General features: G+C 61.4%; 15 protein-coding genes. 7 read left to right on the top strand and 8 right to left on the bottom strand.

Going from position 1 to position 14,342, the window contains the following annotated elements:
• Positions 1-8: 8 nt before the first annotated feature.
• The 3 genes from rlmD to BLT89_RS04515 form a co-directional block, all read right to left on the bottom strand.
• Positions 9-1,361, bottom strand: a complete 1,353-nt coding sequence (gene rlmD / locus BLT89_RS04525; protein WP_090193305.1) for a 23S rRNA (uracil(1939)-C(5))-methyltransferase RlmD — start codon at positions 1,359-1,361, stop codon at positions 9-11.
• A 96-nt stretch (positions 1,362-1,457) separates the two neighbouring features.
• Complete coding sequence (cysM, locus tag BLT89_RS04520) at positions 1,458-2,351, bottom strand: cysteine synthase CysM (protein ID WP_090193304.1); 894 nt, start codon at positions 2,349-2,351, stop codon at positions 1,458-1,460.
• A gap of 159 nt (positions 2,352-2,510) precedes the next feature.
• Complete coding sequence (locus tag BLT89_RS04515; RefSeq protein WP_090193303.1) at positions 2,511-3,125, bottom strand: hypothetical protein; 615 nt, start codon at positions 3,123-3,125, stop codon at positions 2,511-2,513.
• A 188-nt stretch (positions 3,126-3,313) separates the two neighbouring features.
• On the opposite strand from BLT89_RS04515, the gene BLT89_RS04510 reads away from it, so the two are divergent.
• From BLT89_RS04510 to BLT89_RS04495, 4 genes are all read left to right on the top strand, one after another.
• Positions 3,314-5,710 carry a response regulator gene (locus tag BLT89_RS04510; protein WP_090193302.1) on the top strand — a complete coding sequence of 799 codons (2,397 nt, stop codon included), beginning with the start codon at positions 3,314-3,316 and terminating at the stop codon, positions 5,708-5,710.
• 49 nt (positions 5,711-5,759) lie between these two features.
• A complete protein-coding gene (locus BLT89_RS04505) occupies positions 5,760-6,197 on the top strand; it encodes a hypothetical protein (RefSeq protein WP_090193301.1) in 438 nt (145 codons plus the stop codon).
• The gene (locus BLT89_RS04500; protein WP_090193300.1) at positions 6,194-6,610 is read left to right on the top strand and encodes an META domain-containing protein; all 417 of its coding nucleotides are present in this window, start codon (positions 6,194-6,196) and stop codon (positions 6,608-6,610) included. Before BLT89_RS04505 ends, BLT89_RS04500 begins: the two co-directional genes overlap by 4 nt.
• 135 nt (positions 6,611-6,745) lie before the next feature.
• Entirely contained in the window at positions 6,746-6,940 is a 195-nt protein-coding gene (locus BLT89_RS04495) for a hypothetical protein (RefSeq protein ID WP_090193299.1), read from the top strand.
• 137 nt (positions 6,941-7,077) lie between these two features.
• Here the strand turns inward: BLT89_RS04495 and BLT89_RS04490 are convergent, their stop codons facing one another.
• From BLT89_RS04490 to purU, 4 genes are all read right to left on the bottom strand, one after another.
• A complete protein-coding gene (locus BLT89_RS04490; RefSeq protein WP_090193298.1) occupies positions 7,078-8,559 on the bottom strand; it encodes a helicase HerA-like domain-containing protein in 1,482 nt (493 codons plus the stop codon).
• 78 nt (positions 8,560-8,637) lie between these two features.
• Positions 8,638-8,847 carry a hypothetical protein gene (locus tag BLT89_RS04485; protein WP_090193297.1) on the bottom strand — a complete coding sequence of 70 codons (210 nt, stop codon included), beginning with the start codon at positions 8,845-8,847 and terminating at the stop codon, positions 8,638-8,640.
• 7 nt (positions 8,848-8,854) lie between these two features.
• A complete protein-coding gene (locus tag BLT89_RS04480; protein ID WP_090193296.1) occupies positions 8,855-9,280 on the bottom strand; it encodes a CBS domain-containing protein in 426 nt (141 codons plus the stop codon).
• Between the two features lie 45 nt (positions 9,281-9,325).
• Positions 9,326-10,177: a formyltetrahydrofolate deformylase gene (gene purU, locus BLT89_RS04475; protein ID WP_090193295.1), complete on the bottom strand. Its 852-nt coding sequence runs from the start codon at positions 10,175-10,177 to the stop codon at positions 9,326-9,328.
• 381 nt (positions 10,178-10,558) lie between these two features.
• On the opposite strand from purU, the gene mvaT reads away from it, so the two are divergent.
• Entirely contained in the window at positions 10,559-10,933 is a 375-nt protein-coding gene (gene mvaT / locus BLT89_RS04470; protein WP_090193294.1) for a histone-like nucleoid-structuring protein MvaT, read from the top strand.
• Positions 10,934-11,013: 80 nt separating this feature from the next.
• Here the strand turns inward: mvaT and sbcB are convergent, their stop codons facing one another.
• Positions 11,014-12,450, bottom strand: coding sequence for an exodeoxyribonuclease I (sbcB, locus tag BLT89_RS04465; protein WP_090193293.1), 1,437 nt, complete (start codon positions 12,448-12,450; stop codon positions 11,014-11,016).
• Positions 12,451-12,757: 307 nt separating this feature from the next.
• On the opposite strand from sbcB, the gene BLT89_RS04460 reads away from it, so the two are divergent.
• A complete protein-coding gene (locus BLT89_RS04460; RefSeq protein WP_090193292.1) occupies positions 12,758-13,519 on the top strand; it encodes a hypothetical protein in 762 nt (253 codons plus the stop codon).
• 90 nt (positions 13,520-13,609) lie between these two features.
• Complete coding sequence (locus BLT89_RS04455; protein WP_090193291.1) at positions 13,610-14,338, top strand: RDD family protein; 729 nt, start codon at positions 13,610-13,612, stop codon at positions 14,336-14,338.
• The last annotated feature ends 4 nt before the right edge of the window (positions 14,339-14,342 follow it).

The raw sequence follows: 14,342 nt of genomic DNA, 5'->3' as shown, positions 1-14,342 counted from the left end.
GCCCTGCATCATGCTTTTGTAAACAGGGCCATGGCCTCGACATGCGCCGTCTGCGGAAACATGTCGAGAATGCCGGCACGCTGCAACCGGTAACCCTGACCAATCAGTTCAAGCGTATCGCGGGCCAGGGTCGCCGGATTACAGGACACATAGACCAGCCGCTGCGCACCTAGTTCGCTCATCCGCCGAATCACTTCCAGAGCGCCGTCGCGCGGGGGATCCAGCAACACCGCCGCAAAACCCTCCTGCAACCAGTCTGCCGCAGGCAGCGGACCGGACAAATCCGCCTGATATACCTGCACGTTTTCCAGCGCATTGCTCAGGGCATTGTCCCGGGCTCGCTGCACCATGCTCGCAACCCCCTCGACGGCCACCACCTCGCGCACCTGCCGGGCTAGCGGCAAGGCAAAGTTGCCCAGCCCGCAGAACAAATCGAGTACCCGCTCATGGGCCTGCGGCGCCAGCCAGTCCAGCGCCTGACGCAGCATGGCAGTGTTGATCTGCGCATTCACCTGGACGAAATCACCGGGTCGCCATGCCAGCTGCACATCGAACCCTTCCAGCGCGAAGCCGGCAACGGCCTGCGGCTCATCCGCCTGCGGCTCACCTTCGGCCTGCCACCACAACTGCGCCTGCTGCTCGATGCAGAAGCGGCGGATGCGCTGGCAATCTTCCTCGGGCAGCGCAGCGGTGTGGCGCAGCAACAGCACCACGGTAGTGCCGCTGAACAACTCGACATGGCCTATGCGTTCGGGCCGTTGCAGGCCGCGCAACATCTCCGGCAGGGCCAGGGCGATGGATTGCAGTGCCGGCACCAGTACCGGGCAGGCGCCGATCGGCACTATGTCCTGGCTGGCGGCCGCGCGAAAGCCGACATGCAGGTACTTCTGTTTGATGTCCCAACGCACCGCAATACGTGCACGCCGGCGATAGCCCAGCTCCGGCCCGGTCAGCGCTGCGGCCCACTCCACCGGTTGCACGCCGGCGACCCGCTGCAATTGCCCGGCAAGGTTGTGCTGCTTGAGTTGCAGCTGTTCGGCATGCGGCAAATGCTGCAGGGTGCAGCCACCGCAACGGTCTGCCACCGCGCAAGCCGGCTGGCGGCGCAAGGCACTGGCCTGCAACACCCGCTCGACCCGCGCATCGACTACCTTGCTGCGCGCCGCCAGAACCCGCGCCTCGACCTGTTCACCAGCCAGCGCACCGCTGACGAACCAGGTGCGTCCATCGGCATAACCGATGCCACGCCCGTCATTGGCCAGCTTGTCGATCTGCAGCAGCTGCTTCTTGCCCACCGGCAGGCCGGCGCTCTTGGTGCCACTGGCCGGTTGAAAGCGCAACCCGGAACTCGTTTTAGCCACGTTGGATACCTGCAGCTGGCGTTAGGTGGGCTACAGCCCACCAATTATTGCGGCACTCGGGCGCAGTGGGCTAAAGCCCAGCCTGGTACAGCCTGTTTATGCCGGTTGGTCATACACACCGGTGGACAGATAGCGATCACCACGATCACAGATGATCGCCACCATCACCGCATTTTCCACTTCCTGCGACAAGCGCAGCATGCCCGCCACCGAACCACCGGAGGACACACCGCAAAAGATGCCCTCTTCGCGCGCCAGACGCCGCATGGTCTGCTCGGCCTCGGTCTGGCCCATGTCGATCACCCGGTCAACCCGCGTGGCATCGAAAATCTCTGGCAGGTAGGCCTGCGGCCAGCGGCGGATGCCGGGAATCGCCGCACCTTCCTCGGGTTGCAGACCGACAATCTGCACCGCCGGATTCTGCTCCTTGAGGTAGCGCGAGACGCCCATGATGGTGCCGGTGGTGCCCATCGAACTGACGAAATGGGTAATGCTGCCCGCGGTCTGCTGCCAGATTTCCGGGCCGGTGCTGCTGTAATGCGCCAGCGGGTTATCGCCATTGGCGAACTGGTCAAGCACCTTGCCCCGACCGTCGGCCTGCATCTGCAGGGCGAGGTCGCGGGCAGTCTCCATGCCGTCCACCAGAATCAGTTCGGCGCCATAGGCACTCATGGCTGACTTGCGCTCGGCCGTGGAGCTGTCGGGCATGATCAGGATCATGCGGTAGCCCTTGATCGCGGCCGCCATGGCCAGGGCGATGCCGGTATTGCCGGAGGTGGCCTCGATCAGCGTATCGCCGGGACGAATGTCACCGCGCAGCTCGGCCCGACTGATCATCGACAGGGCCGGCCGGTCCTTCACCGAACCGGCGGGATTATTCCCTTCCAGCTTGACCAGCAGGGTATTCGAGGTGTTGCCCGGCAGGCGCTGCAGGCGCACCAGCGGGGTATTACCGATGCAATCGGCAATGGTGGGAAACTGCAAGCTCATGGCGAGTGCGACAATCCGGCTTCAACAAGGGGCGCCCATGATAACGGCAAACCGCCGGGCACCCTATCGCCGAGTTGTTGCAGCAGGCATCCGGGCGTCATCCGTCGAGCTGCGGCACAGCTCGCGGCACCTGTATCGCCACCTGCGCGCACCGCTGAATTACCTGGCGCTGACCGTCAGCGCGATTGCCTCGGTCACGCGGATAAGTATGACCTGACCAAGCATTTTCTCGCTTAGCTGCAAATCCGGGCGAACTTTAAAGGTATCCCGGCTGCCATCTTCAAAGGTCAGCGTAGCCATCTGCGCGGCAGGATCCACCGCGCTGATCAGCGCCTTGAATTCCGTGGTTTCGGCGACCAGAAAGGCCGGCTTCTCACCTTGCGGCGCCTTCAGGTTAACCGAGCGTTCGGCGTTGATTGCGCTGTTCTGATCGGTGAGCAGGAACACCGACATTTCCGTTGCGCTCTCCAGCAGAAAATGATCGCCAACCTTGACCTGATTGAAATTGGTCCCTTCAGAACTGATCGTCAGCGTGCGCTTGTTGCCCTGGGCATCCTGCAGGGTCACGTCACGTTTTTTGTAATCGATGGCAACGACATCGGCTTCAATGGTGGTGATCTGCGTACTCACGCTGCCTGGCTGGCCTTGCTTGAAGACATGCGAACCGACGGTCGAGCCACTGAGTTCATCGTCATGCTGGGTGGCGCAGGCCGCCAGCATCAGGGCGCCACAACACACCAACAGGCGGGACAGGGACTTGTGCACAGGGGACATGGCGTAAACCTCGAAGAGTGGTAGAAAATCTGCCGGGCATCCTACTCCTGCGCCAGCTATTTTCGTACCGGCGGACACACCATCTCTTTATATTGTGAAAAGCCCGCAGTTAGCCGCGGGCGCGGCCGCTTTTCCTGCCCGGCCCTGACTGGTTAGACTGCCGTCCTGTTTCGAGGCTGGAGAACCCCGTGTTCAAGGAACCTGGCATCAAGAGCCGGATGCTCATGCTTGGCCTGCTACCCGTCTGCCTGCTGATTGTCGTGCTGATTATTGCTGCTCCGGCGCTTTTCAGCCCGGCCAACCTGCAACAGAACTACCCCGGCTTTTGCCTGGCTTTACTCACAGTGGCCCTGAGCAGTCTGCTGTTCTGGCGTCTTGGCCGCTCGCTGGAGAATCAGGCAAAGCAACTGCAGCTGGGTATTGCCAGCCTGCAAAACGGCCAGCTGGAGCAGCCGCTGCACAGGCTGCCCAGTCCCGAGTTCAATGCCCTGGCCGAGAGCATCAACCAACTCGGCATGACTCTGCACAGCCAGCGTAAGGAGCTGCAGCGGCAGCTCACGCAAAGTCTGGAAGACAGCCGCGAGCAGCGCCAGACAGCAGAAGTGCAACGCATTGAACTGGATATGGCACGCAAGGAAACCCGTGCCGCCAGCCGCAGCAGAAACAGCTTTCTGGCCAACATGAGCCACGAAATCCGCACGCCGCTCAACGGCATCCTCGGCTTCAGCCAGCTGTTGCACAAGACCGCACTGAACGCCCAGCAACGCGACCATTTGCAGACAATCCGCCACTCGGCGGAAAACCTGCTCGGCATGCTCGATCAGGCACTGGATCCTTCCGCCCTTGAAAGTGGCAGCCTGCGCCTGGACAGCCAGCCATTCGATCTGCGCGAACTGGTCCACGACTGCCTGTCCGTGGTGTCCCTGGCTGCGCACGAAAAACAGCTGGAACTGGTCTCGATGGTTTACCGCGATACGCCACAACGACTGACTGGCGATCCGGCACTGCTCAAACAGATATTCATTCACCTGCTGGGCAATGCCATCAGGCTTGCGCGGCAGGGCAGCATCGTCCTGCGCGCCATGCTCGAAGACGACTGCAGCGAATTTGCCAGACTGCGCATCAGCGTTCAGTACAGTAACCATGACCTGAGCGCAGATGAGCTGCAGCAAGTGCTGCAGGCGCTCGAACAAAGCGGCAACCCCGCCGTACCGGGCTCGGTCGGCAGCGCGACGGGACTGGCTATCGCCAGACGCCTGGGTGAGCTCATGGGCGGCGAAATCGGCGTGGAAAGCACACCGGATGAGGGCGCCCGGTTATGGATTGAAATCAGCCTGGCGAAAACCGTGGCACTGTCCGAGCCGGAATCGAGCGTACTGTCGGGGCAGCGCATCGCGATTTTCGAAGGGCACCAGCTGGCACGTCAGTCCCTGCTCCATCAATTGCAGGATTACCGGCTGGAAGTGCTCTGCTTTGAACAGATGGACGCGCTGCTTCAGGCCGTCGCCGAGCAGCAGCACGATGCCCAGCCGATCAGCCTGGCCGTGCTCGGCAGCGGTGCCGATGGTATCTCCGTCGAGCAGCTGGACCTGCAGTTGCGAACGCTGCAGCAACACGACTGCAAGACCCTGCTGCTGTGCCCGGTCTCCAGCCTGGGCTTGCTGCATGGTCTGACAACCCGCGCAGGTTGCCGGCTGCAGTCCAAGCCAGCCTATGGCCGCAAAATGGCCCAGGCCCTCGAGGAACTGCTCGAGCCGCAGGCAGCAGTCCGCACACAGCCGTACCCGTCAGCGCCGGCAGATGCACAGCCAGCACCGCGGGTACTCTGTGTCGATGACAACCCGGCCAACCTGCTGCTGGTGCAGAGCCTGCTGAGCGATATGGGTGCCCGGGTCACGGCAGTCGACAGTGGCTACGCCGCGCTTGCGGCCGCAGATGCGCAGCGCTTCGAGCTGATCCTGATGGATATCCGCATGCCGGGCATGGACGGCCTGCAGGCCAGCATGGCCATTCGCCAGCGCGAACAGCAGCAGCAACGCCCGCCCGTGCCGATCGTCGCCCTCACCGCCCATGTCCTGCCCAACCAGAAGCGCACCCTGCTGCAAGTCGGCATCAATGATCTGATGAGCAAGCCGATCGACGAGCAACAACTGGGCCGATTGCTGCACAAATGGGCCGGCAAACAGCTATCCGCAGCAATTGCGCCGACGGCCATGCCCGCCAGCGAATCACTGGAAATACTCGATCAGCATGAGGCGCTGCGTCTGGCCGGCGGCAAACCCGAACTGGCCAGTGACCTGCTCGCCATGCTGCTCGGCTCGCTCGACGAGGAACAACAGGCCATAGCCCGGGCACGTACCAGCAATAACGCCGTCGAGCTGGCCGAGCGCGTACACCGGCTGCTTGGCGCCACGCGCTACTGCGGTGTGCCACAATTGCGCACGATCTGCCAACACTGCGAAAATCTGCTCCGCCAGGACAATGCCCCAGCCGGACCAGCCCTCGACCAGCTGGATCAGGCCATCAACCGCCTGCGACAGGCGTCTGCCGGGCTTGCCGATCAATACGCCACCCGGGACAGCTAACCAGCCGTCCAGACTTCAGCACACCAGGCCGCGCTTGCGCGGAGGACCCATGGCCCAGCACGATTTCCGTTACAACCTGCTCAACCCGGCCCATACCTTGATCGAGTGCCGCGCACTGTCTGCCGGGCGTTATCAGGTCACCGGCAACGGCGGCTCGATCCACAGCGGCGACCAGTTACTGGTTACCCTCAAGGGCAGCCGTGACTTGAGCATGCAGCTCTCGGTGGACAAGGTTCGCCACCTGATCAGCCCGCCAGGTCAATGGATTGCGGTGGCCAGCGGCCCGGCTTTCGCCGAACTGTCTATTCTCAACTGGAAGGTCAACTGCGACCATTGCGGCAAACAGCTCGACTTTGAATTCGCGGTGGACGCTGCGCTGGGCGAAAAAGCCCGCACGGCTGCAGCCGAACAACGCATCACCGAGTTAGGCTGGCGCAACCGCGACAGCAAACACCTTTGCCCAACCTGCCTGGAGATTCGCCCATGAAACACCTGAGCACTGTTTTCCTGCTGGGCACCAGCCTGGTACTGGCCGGTTGTGCCAGTGACAAGGTCAAGCTGGAACCGAACCGCACCTACGTGGTGGAATGGATTGGTGAACGTCCGCTGATCGACAACAGTTACGTCACCATCACCCTGGACGATGACGGACGCGCCTTCGGCACCGGTGGTTGCAACCACTGGTTTGCTTCCTACACGTTGAAGGATCAGCAGATCAGCTTCGGTCAGGCCGGCAGTACGCGGATGATGTGTGCGCCGGCATTGATGGAACAGGAGCAGCGCTTTCTCGACGCACTGGGCAAGGTACAACGCTGGGACCTGTCCGCCACCGACCAGTTGCGCCTGTGGCCGGCCGAAGGCAAGCCGATCCGTATGTGGCCGGAAGAAAGCGGCGTTTAACCAGCACAGCTTGCGTGCAGCAAGGCCCGCCTGCAGCCAACAGCCGGGCCGCCGTGGATATAATCACACGGACCGTATTGGCCGAGTGGCAAGCTTGACCAGCCATCCAACAACCAGGGTTCAAAAGGAAACCACGTGAACAAAGAGCAACTTCGCGCCGAACTCGAGCGACAGGCGCAGCGCTACAAGGAGATATACAAGGGTGAGGTGATCACCTACGCCGCCCAGCCCGATCCCGAGCGCAAACCCTGGCGCAAACGCCCCAGCCTGCTTGACGAGGCCTTTACCAAGGAACTCGAGAAGATCGAGAAAGAACGCCAGACCGAATAAACCCGCCGCGCCCCTGCCGTGCTTGCAGCGACTTTCTCCGGAACACAGGACGCCTGTGTGGGAGCGCCGCCCCGGCGCGAGCTTTTAGCCTTTTCGCGGCGGGTCGCCGCTCCCACAATCGCAGCTGACTTCCTTTATCAGCGCCGCTTGCCCAGCAACGAACCGAGCAGCCCGCGCACCAGTTCGCGCCCGACCTGATTGGCCATGGTTCGCGCGGCGCTCTGCAACGCCTTGCCGGCGACACTGCCGAGCATGTCGGAAAAACCACCTTCGTCGGCCTTTGCCGCCGGTTTCGCCGGTGCTGTCGGGGCCTGCTCGGCAACCCGCGTGGCGGCGCGTGCCAGCAGCATTTCATAGGCCGACTCGCGGTCAAACGGCTTGTCATAACGCCCGGCCTGCGGCGAACGGCGAATCAGGTCGGCGCGTTCGCTGTCGCTCAACGGGCCGATGCGCGACTGCGGCGGCGCAATCGCAACCCGCTGCACCATGGCCGGCGTGCCCTTGTCCTGCAGGGTACCCACCAGCGCTTCACCGATGCCCAGCTCGGTCAGTGTCGCCAGCACGTCCAGCGACGGATTCGGCCGGAAGCCGTCGGCCACCGCGCGCAAGGCTTTCTGTTCACGGGCGGTAAAGGCGCGCAGGCCGTGCTGGACACGCAGGCCCAGCTGGGCCAGCACGCTATCGGGCAGGTCGCCGGGTGACTGGGTGACAAAGTACACACCGACACCCTTGGAGCGGATCAGCCGCACCACCTGCTCCAGCCGATCCTGCAAGGCTTTCGGAGTATCGGCAAACAGCAGATGGGCTTCATCGAAGAACAGCGCCAGCACAGGTTTGTCGGCGTCGCCGCGCTCGGGCAGCTGTTCAAACAGCTCGGCCAGCAACCACAGCAGGAAGGTCGCATAGACCTTGGGCGCCTGATGCACCAGCTGGCTGGCATCCAGCAGATGGATGCGTCCGCGGCCATCGGCATCCGGGTGCAGGATGTCTTCCAGCTGCAGCGCCGGCTCGCCAAACAGCGCCTCGGCGCCCTGCTGTTCCAGCCCGGCCAGTTTGCGCAGCAAGGCCTGGGCCGAAGCATTGGTGAACAGCGCACGGTCATCGGCCAGCGCTTCGGGATGCTCGGCCAGATAATTGAGCAGGGCCTTGAGATCCTTCATGTCCAGCAACAGCAGGCCTTCACGGTCGGCCACCTGGAAGGCGGCATAGAGTGCGGCCTGCTGGCTGTCGGTCAGCTGCAGCAGGTTGCCCAGCAGCAGCGGGCCCATTTCGCTGATGGTGGTACGCAGCGGGTGACCGCTTTTGCCGGCCACGTCCCACAGGGTGACCGGATAGGCCTGCGAACGGAAGTTCAGCCACGGCATGCTGGCAATCCGTTCGGCCACCTTGCCCTGGGGATTGCTCACCGCGCCCAGTCCGCTGAGGTCGCCCTTGATATCGGCAGCGAATACCGCCACGCCGGCATCGCTGAAGGCTTCCGCCAGATGCTGCAGGGTGACGGTCTTGCCGGTACCGGTTGCGCCGGCAATCAGGCCATGGCGATTGGCCAGTTTGAGCAGCTGCTCGACCGGCTGCCCGGCCGGATCAGCTCCGAGTACCAAAGAATTTCCCGACGGCATGACATCACTCCCTGCTAGCTGTATTGGTATTGCGAACGATCAGAAAATCCGCACAGTGATTAACCGCCCGGGATCGGGTTACCCCTTGGTCGCTGCATCGTCCGGACTGGCCGGCGCGGTTGCCGACGGTTTCTCCGGTTCGGACTGCAAAGCCTGCCAGAGCGCCGCCGCAGCCGTGAAGTCGGCGCCATGCTGCTCACTCACGGCATCCGGGTCAAAGCGCCGCAGGCAGCCCTCACCGGTAGTCGGTGTAGCTGCGGCGGCTCCGCGATTGCGTGGGTCACTCATCCGGCTTTCAGTGCTTATTCTTGTGATCGTGCTGGTGCTGGGCAAATTCCTTGACCGCACGCAGCAGGTCGTGGCGGCTGACCTGGCCGACCAGCCGGCCATTTTCCACCACCGGCAGGCAGCGACGTCCACCATTCACCAGCAAATTGGCAGCTTCCATGATGTCGGTGTCCGGGGCGATGGAGAACACATCGCGCTTCATGCTTGCGCCAACGGTGCCGCCGACTTCTTCGTAATAGGTACCCTCAAGCACGCTCTTCATACAGTCATCGGAGGACAGCAGGCCGATCAGATGACCATGCTCATCCACCACAGGTGCCGCATGGACACGATGTTCGAGCAAGCGGTCGACGGCAGTGAACAACTCCGTATCGGCATGAAAGGTCAGCAGGTGGCGCGTCATGTAATCGCGCACAGAGATGGAATTGAGCATGCACAGTTCTCCAGATTTTATTTACGCGGTGCGCCAGCGCCTGGCTCAGGCAAACACCACTGTCTTGTTGTCATGGACCAGAACACGATCCTGCAAGTGATAGCGTAGTCCACGCGCCAGCACCATTTTCTCCACATCACGCCCCAGCCGCACAAGATCCTCGATGCTGTTGCTGTGACTGATGCGTACCACATCCTGCTCGATGATCGGCCCGGCATCCAGCTCGTCGGTAACATAATGACAGGTTGCGCCGATCAGTTTGACCCCGCGCAAGGATGCCTGATGATACGGCTTGGCGCCGACAAACGAGGGCAGAAAACTGTGATGGATGTTGATCACCCGCCCGGCCAGGCGCTGGCACAATTCTGGCGGCAGGATCTGCATGTAGCGCGCCAGCACCACGGCATCGGCGGCGTGCGCCTCGACCAGTCGCGAGACTTCGGCAAACGCCGCCGACTTGTCCTGCGGATCGACCGGTACATGGAAGAACGGTATGCCATGCCACTCGACCATGCTGCGCAGGTCCTGGTGGTTGGAAATCACGCAGGGAATTTCGCAATCCAGCTCGTCGCTGTGCCAGCGGTGCAGCAAATCCGTCAGGCAGTGGGATTCGCGACTGGCCATCAGCACCACGCGCTTGGGCTGGGCGGAATCGGTCACCCGCCAGTCCATGGAAAACTCGCGGGCGATCGGTGAGAAAGCCTGGGTAAAACCATCCAGTTCAAACGGCAGGGAATCGGCACGGATCTCGTAACGCATGAAGAACCAACCGCTCTGGTTGTCCGAATAATGGCTGGCCTCGTTAATCCAGCCGTTATAGGTCGCCAGAAAACCACTCACCTTGGCGACAATCCCCACGCGATCCGGACAGGCGATTACCAGTCGAAAGGTGCGCATCAAAAAACTCCCCGTGTATAAATCAGGCCGCCATTCTAGTGGCTTGTTGGACTGCTTTGTGAATTCAAGTTGCAACCGGCAGCCTGCCATATCGCGATCAGCCCCCCCGCGCCGGCACAAAACCACGCAGCAATGCTGCAACAGCCTTTTATTTGCTTATTACCGGTCGGGCTATCGTGAAAACAATTATGCATAAGCAAAACACGCACCAGAGAAGGGCATGAAATGCTTAACCAATATAAGCGGATGGTTTAACCGGACGTTAAACATATTGAAACTGCCGTACCAGAAAAATTATTAACCGTTAGTTTACTTATCTTTAAACCCTATCTAGTATTGCAAAACCTTATTCGTACACCCTCAACATACAAGGTAACTGCAATGTCCCTGATCAATGAATACCGCGACACCGAAGAAGCCATCAAGCAACTTCAGGCACGCCTGAATGATCTGCAACAAAGCGACAAGCTTAAAAAGGAACTGGAATTCGAAAGCAAACTGCGCGGACTCATGGCCGAATACAACAAGGCCCTGCCGGATATCATTGCCATTCTCGATCCGGAATCCCGTGGCACCAAACCCGTCCGTGCAGCCAAGCCGGCCACTGGCCGCCGTACCCGCAAGCTGAAACAGTATTCCAACCCGAATACCGGTGAAGTGATTGAAACCAAAGGCGGCAATCACAAGACCCTGAAAGAGTGGAAAGCCAAGTGGGGCGCCGACGTAGTAGAAGCCTGGGCCAAGCTGATCGGCTAATTGCTACACGGCAATAACCAGACAATAAAAAACGCCAGTATTACTGGCGTTTTTTATTGGGCCGTCAAATAACAGGCAGTCTATATATCCATGCCGATGCGCTGCTGCAATGCAGTGGCATATGCACGCCAGTCGTCGAGCAGTTGCTGCTGGGCCGGGGAAAGTTCATCTCCCGCCTGATCCAGCCCCTGATAAAAACCGGCCAGGGTAATAGGCGCACCCAGTTCTGCCTGCAACAAGCGCTGCTGACAAAACAACTGCCACTGTTGTTGCTCTTGATTAGTCAGAGTCTGTGGAAAGTTGCGCGCCCGATAACGAAACAGCAATTCGGGCAAGCGCTCATCGGCAAACGGCCAGTTCTGTTTGCCCAAAGCTGCCGGATCGGCATCGCGCACGCGGGTACACAGGTCGCGATCGCGCGGGCTGATAAAACCGTCATACAACTGCTGCTCGGGATCGGCACTGCCGGCAAACTCGTCCTTGCCGTAAATCTGCGGCAACTTGGCCTGCCAGATAGCGGTTTGCTGTTCCAGCAGCGCACGCTGTACTTCGCATGCCGGCAGATCCAGCTGCAAGCGCTGCAGGTCCTGCTCACGCAACACCGACAACGGCGCCACCACCGGGCAGCGATTGATATGCAGCAGTTTCAACGGCACTGGCAGCTCGCCCTCGCCCAGCTGTTCGTGGCGGGTATACAGGCGCTGCCGCAAGGTCTCGGCTGACTCTTCCAGCAACGGCCGCAGGTCGGCCTGCAGATCGCAGACGATCAGGGCATTCTTGTTCTGCGGATGCCAGGCCAGCGGCAGCACCACGCCAAGGAAGCTGCGCGCGGCAGAAAAGCGCCCGGAAACATGCAGAACCGGTTCTAGCAGCTTGATGCGCTGCATTACCTGCTGCTTGCTGCGCAAATCGAACAGGTAGTCGTACAGCTTGCGCTGCCGCTCGCGCACCAGCCGGGCCAGGGCGATGGTGGCGCGCACGTCGGCCAGCGCATCGTGGGCCTGGCCATGCTCGATGCCGTTGGCCACGGTTAGCTGGTCCAGTTTGAGACTGACGCGCCCGTCGTTTTCCGGCCAGACGATGCCTTCCGGGCGCAACGCATACACACAGCGCATCAGGTCGATCAGATCCCAGCGGCTGTTGCCGCCCTGCCACTCGCGCGCATAGGGGTCGAAGAAATTGCGGTACAGCGTGTAGCGGGTCATCTCGTCATCAAAACGCAGGTTGTTGTAGCCCGCCGTACAGGTTCCCGGAAAGGCCAGCTCGGCATGCAGGCGGGTGATGAACTCGGCCTCGCTCAGGCCCCGGGCCTGCAGCCGCGCCGGACTGATGCCGGTGATCAGGCAGGAGATCGGATGCGGCAGAATGTCATCGGCCGGCCGGCAATCGATGTTCAGCGGCTCACCGATTTCATTCAGCGCCTCATCGGTGCGGATGCCGGCCACCTGCAGCGGCCGGTCGCAGCGCGGGTTGATGCCGGTGGTTTCGTAGTCGTACCAGAAGATGCTTGCAGCCAAGACGAATTCCTTATGTCAGTCCTAGAGGATTATCCCTCTCCCATAAAAGTCGAGAGTGCATGTGGGGCGACTCGCCGCGAAAATCCAGCAACTCGCGCCGCGGGCGGCCCTCCCACAGAAAATCAGCGGCCCGCAGCGACGGCTTTGCAGTTTAGGAGCCTGCCGCACTTAAAGGAAACCAGCACTAACCCGGAATGCTGGCAAAAGCTTCCCGCACAGCGCATAGCCCGGCTTTATTGCCGGAACCAACCAGCCTTCGATAGCATATCGGGCTTGCCGGCAAACCCGGTCAATAAGGATGCTGACCATGAATGATGCGGATACCAATCCCTACACGCCACCTGCCAGCCAGCTGCAAAGCGCTGTGGCCAGCGAGCAAGCCCCCTCAGTCCAGGAGGCCCTTTCCCGCGGCTATGACTTCGGCGTTGATAACGTCATCAATCAGGCCTGGGCGCTGGTAAAAGGCAGCAAGGGGTTGATCATCGGTGGTTATCTGCTGCTCTATGTCGCAATGTTTGCCGGCATGTTTGCACTTGCCGTGGTTCTGACCCTGCTTGGCCTGCTGGATACTGCCAGTTCGGAGAACCGGATTTTTTCCGATCAACTGTTCAACCTGTTGAGCAGCGCACTGACCTATCCCTTTGTGGCCGGCATCTACCTGATCGGCATCCGCCGGGCAGCCGGCCAAGCGGTTTCGATCAATCTGGTATTCAGTCAATTCAGCAAGTTCTTGCCGTTGCTGGTCACCGGCGTACTCATGACCATACTGATCGCCGTAGGTTACATGTTGCTGGTTATCCCGGGTATTTACCTGAGTATCGCCTACCTGCTGGCCATTCCCCTGGTCGCCGAGCGCGGCCTGTCACCCTGGCAAGCACTGGAAACCTCGCGCAAGGCGATTCACCAGCACTGGTTCAAGGTACTTGGGCTGTGCCTGACACTGGGTCTGATAATTCTGCTGAGCATCGTCCCGCTGGGCATTGGCCTGATCTGGACGATGCCATTGCTCACACTAAGTTTTGGCGTGCTGTACCGCATAATCTTCGGCGTGCTGCCGCCAGCCAATTGATTCTCCCATCCGCGCACCAGCAATTACGCATGGCGGTTGCTTCGCCGTGCGTGGCTGGCTAGCATCGGGCTTTGTCTTTGCAGCCCGCGCATGTCACCGATTGCTCCCCCAGCCAACCCCGGCCCGTCAGGTACCCAGCAAACCCTGCTGGATACCCGTCTGCGCGTGGAAACGCCGGAAGGTATCGACCTGCTGCTGCGCCCGGCCGGGCTGGTGCCGCGGGCGCTGGCGTTTGCCATCGATCTGGGCATTCGCGGGGCGATCCTGCTGGTGCTGTATATCGTGCTTGGCCTGCTCGGCGAGCTGGGTGCCGGCCTCGGCGCGATCCTGCTGTTTCTGGTGACCTGGTGGTACATGGTGTTGTTCGAGGTGCTCAACCAGGGCCGTTCGCCGGGCAAGCAATGGCTCGGCCTGCGGGTGATCCATGACGACGGCACGCCGGTCGGCTGGGCCGCCTCGCTGACGCGCAACCTGCTGCGCTTCGTCGACCTGCTACCGTTCGGCTACACCCTGGGCATTCTCAGTTGCCTGAACCATCCGGCCTTCAAGCGGCTCGGTGATCTGGCCGCCGGCACCCTGGTGGTCTACCGCGACCTGCCGCCAGCCGCCAGCGAGCTGCCGGAAGTGGCCGCCGAGGTCGCACCAGTGGTCCTCAGTCGTGACGAGCAAAGGGCCATACTGGCCTTTGCCGAACGCCAGGCCGGCTTGTCCGCGGCCCGCCGCGAAGAACTCGCCGGCATCCTCGCCGACACCCTGCAGGTTCCTGCTGAACAGGCAGGTGCGCGCCTGAATGGCATCGCCCGCGGGCTGCTGACATGACCCG

It is taken from the genome of Pseudomonas pohangensis (genome assembly GCF_900105995.1).
In the GTDB taxonomy this organism is placed as follows: domain Bacteria; phylum Pseudomonadota; class Gammaproteobacteria; order Pseudomonadales; family Pseudomonadaceae; genus Aquipseudomonas; species Aquipseudomonas pohangensis.
This window is presented reverse-complemented; position numbering and strand designations above follow the sequence as displayed.

Coding starts and splice junctions, on each gene's coding strand:
- cysM (WP_090193304.1), bottom strand. CDS start 2,351: ATGAGCTTGCAGTTTCCCACCATTGCCGATTGCATCGGTAATACCCCG.
- BLT89_RS04515 (WP_090193303.1), bottom strand. CDS start 3,125: ATGTCCCCTGTGCACAAGTCCCTGTCCCGCCTGTTGGTGTGTTGTGGC.
- BLT89_RS04505 (WP_090193301.1), top strand. CDS start 5,760: ATGGCCCAGCACGATTTCCGTTACAACCTGCTCAACCCGGCCCATACC.
- BLT89_RS04500 (WP_090193300.1), top strand. CDS start 6,194: ATGAAACACCTGAGCACTGTTTTCCTGCTGGGCACCAGCCTGGTACTG.
- BLT89_RS04490 (WP_090193298.1), bottom strand. CDS start 8,559: ATGCCGTCGGGAAATTCTTTGGTACTCGGAGCTGATCCGGCCGGGCAG.
- BLT89_RS04485 (WP_090193297.1), bottom strand. CDS start 8,847: ATGAGTGACCCACGCAATCGCGGAGCCGCCGCAGCTACACCGACTACC.
- BLT89_RS04480 (WP_090193296.1), bottom strand. CDS start 9,280: ATGCTCAATTCCATCTCTGTGCGCGATTACATGACGCGCCACCTGCTG.
- purU (WP_090193295.1), bottom strand. CDS start 10,177: ATGCGCACCTTTCGACTGGTAATCGCCTGTCCGGATCGCGTGGGGATT.
- mvaT (WP_090193294.1), top strand. CDS start 10,559: ATGTCCCTGATCAATGAATACCGCGACACCGAAGAAGCCATCAAGCAA.
- BLT89_RS04460 (WP_090193292.1), top strand. CDS start 12,758: ATGAATGATGCGGATACCAATCCCTACACGCCACCTGCCAGCCAGCTG.
- BLT89_RS04455 (WP_090193291.1), top strand. CDS start 13,610: ATGTCACCGATTGCTCCCCCAGCCAACCCCGGCCCGTCAGGTACCCAG.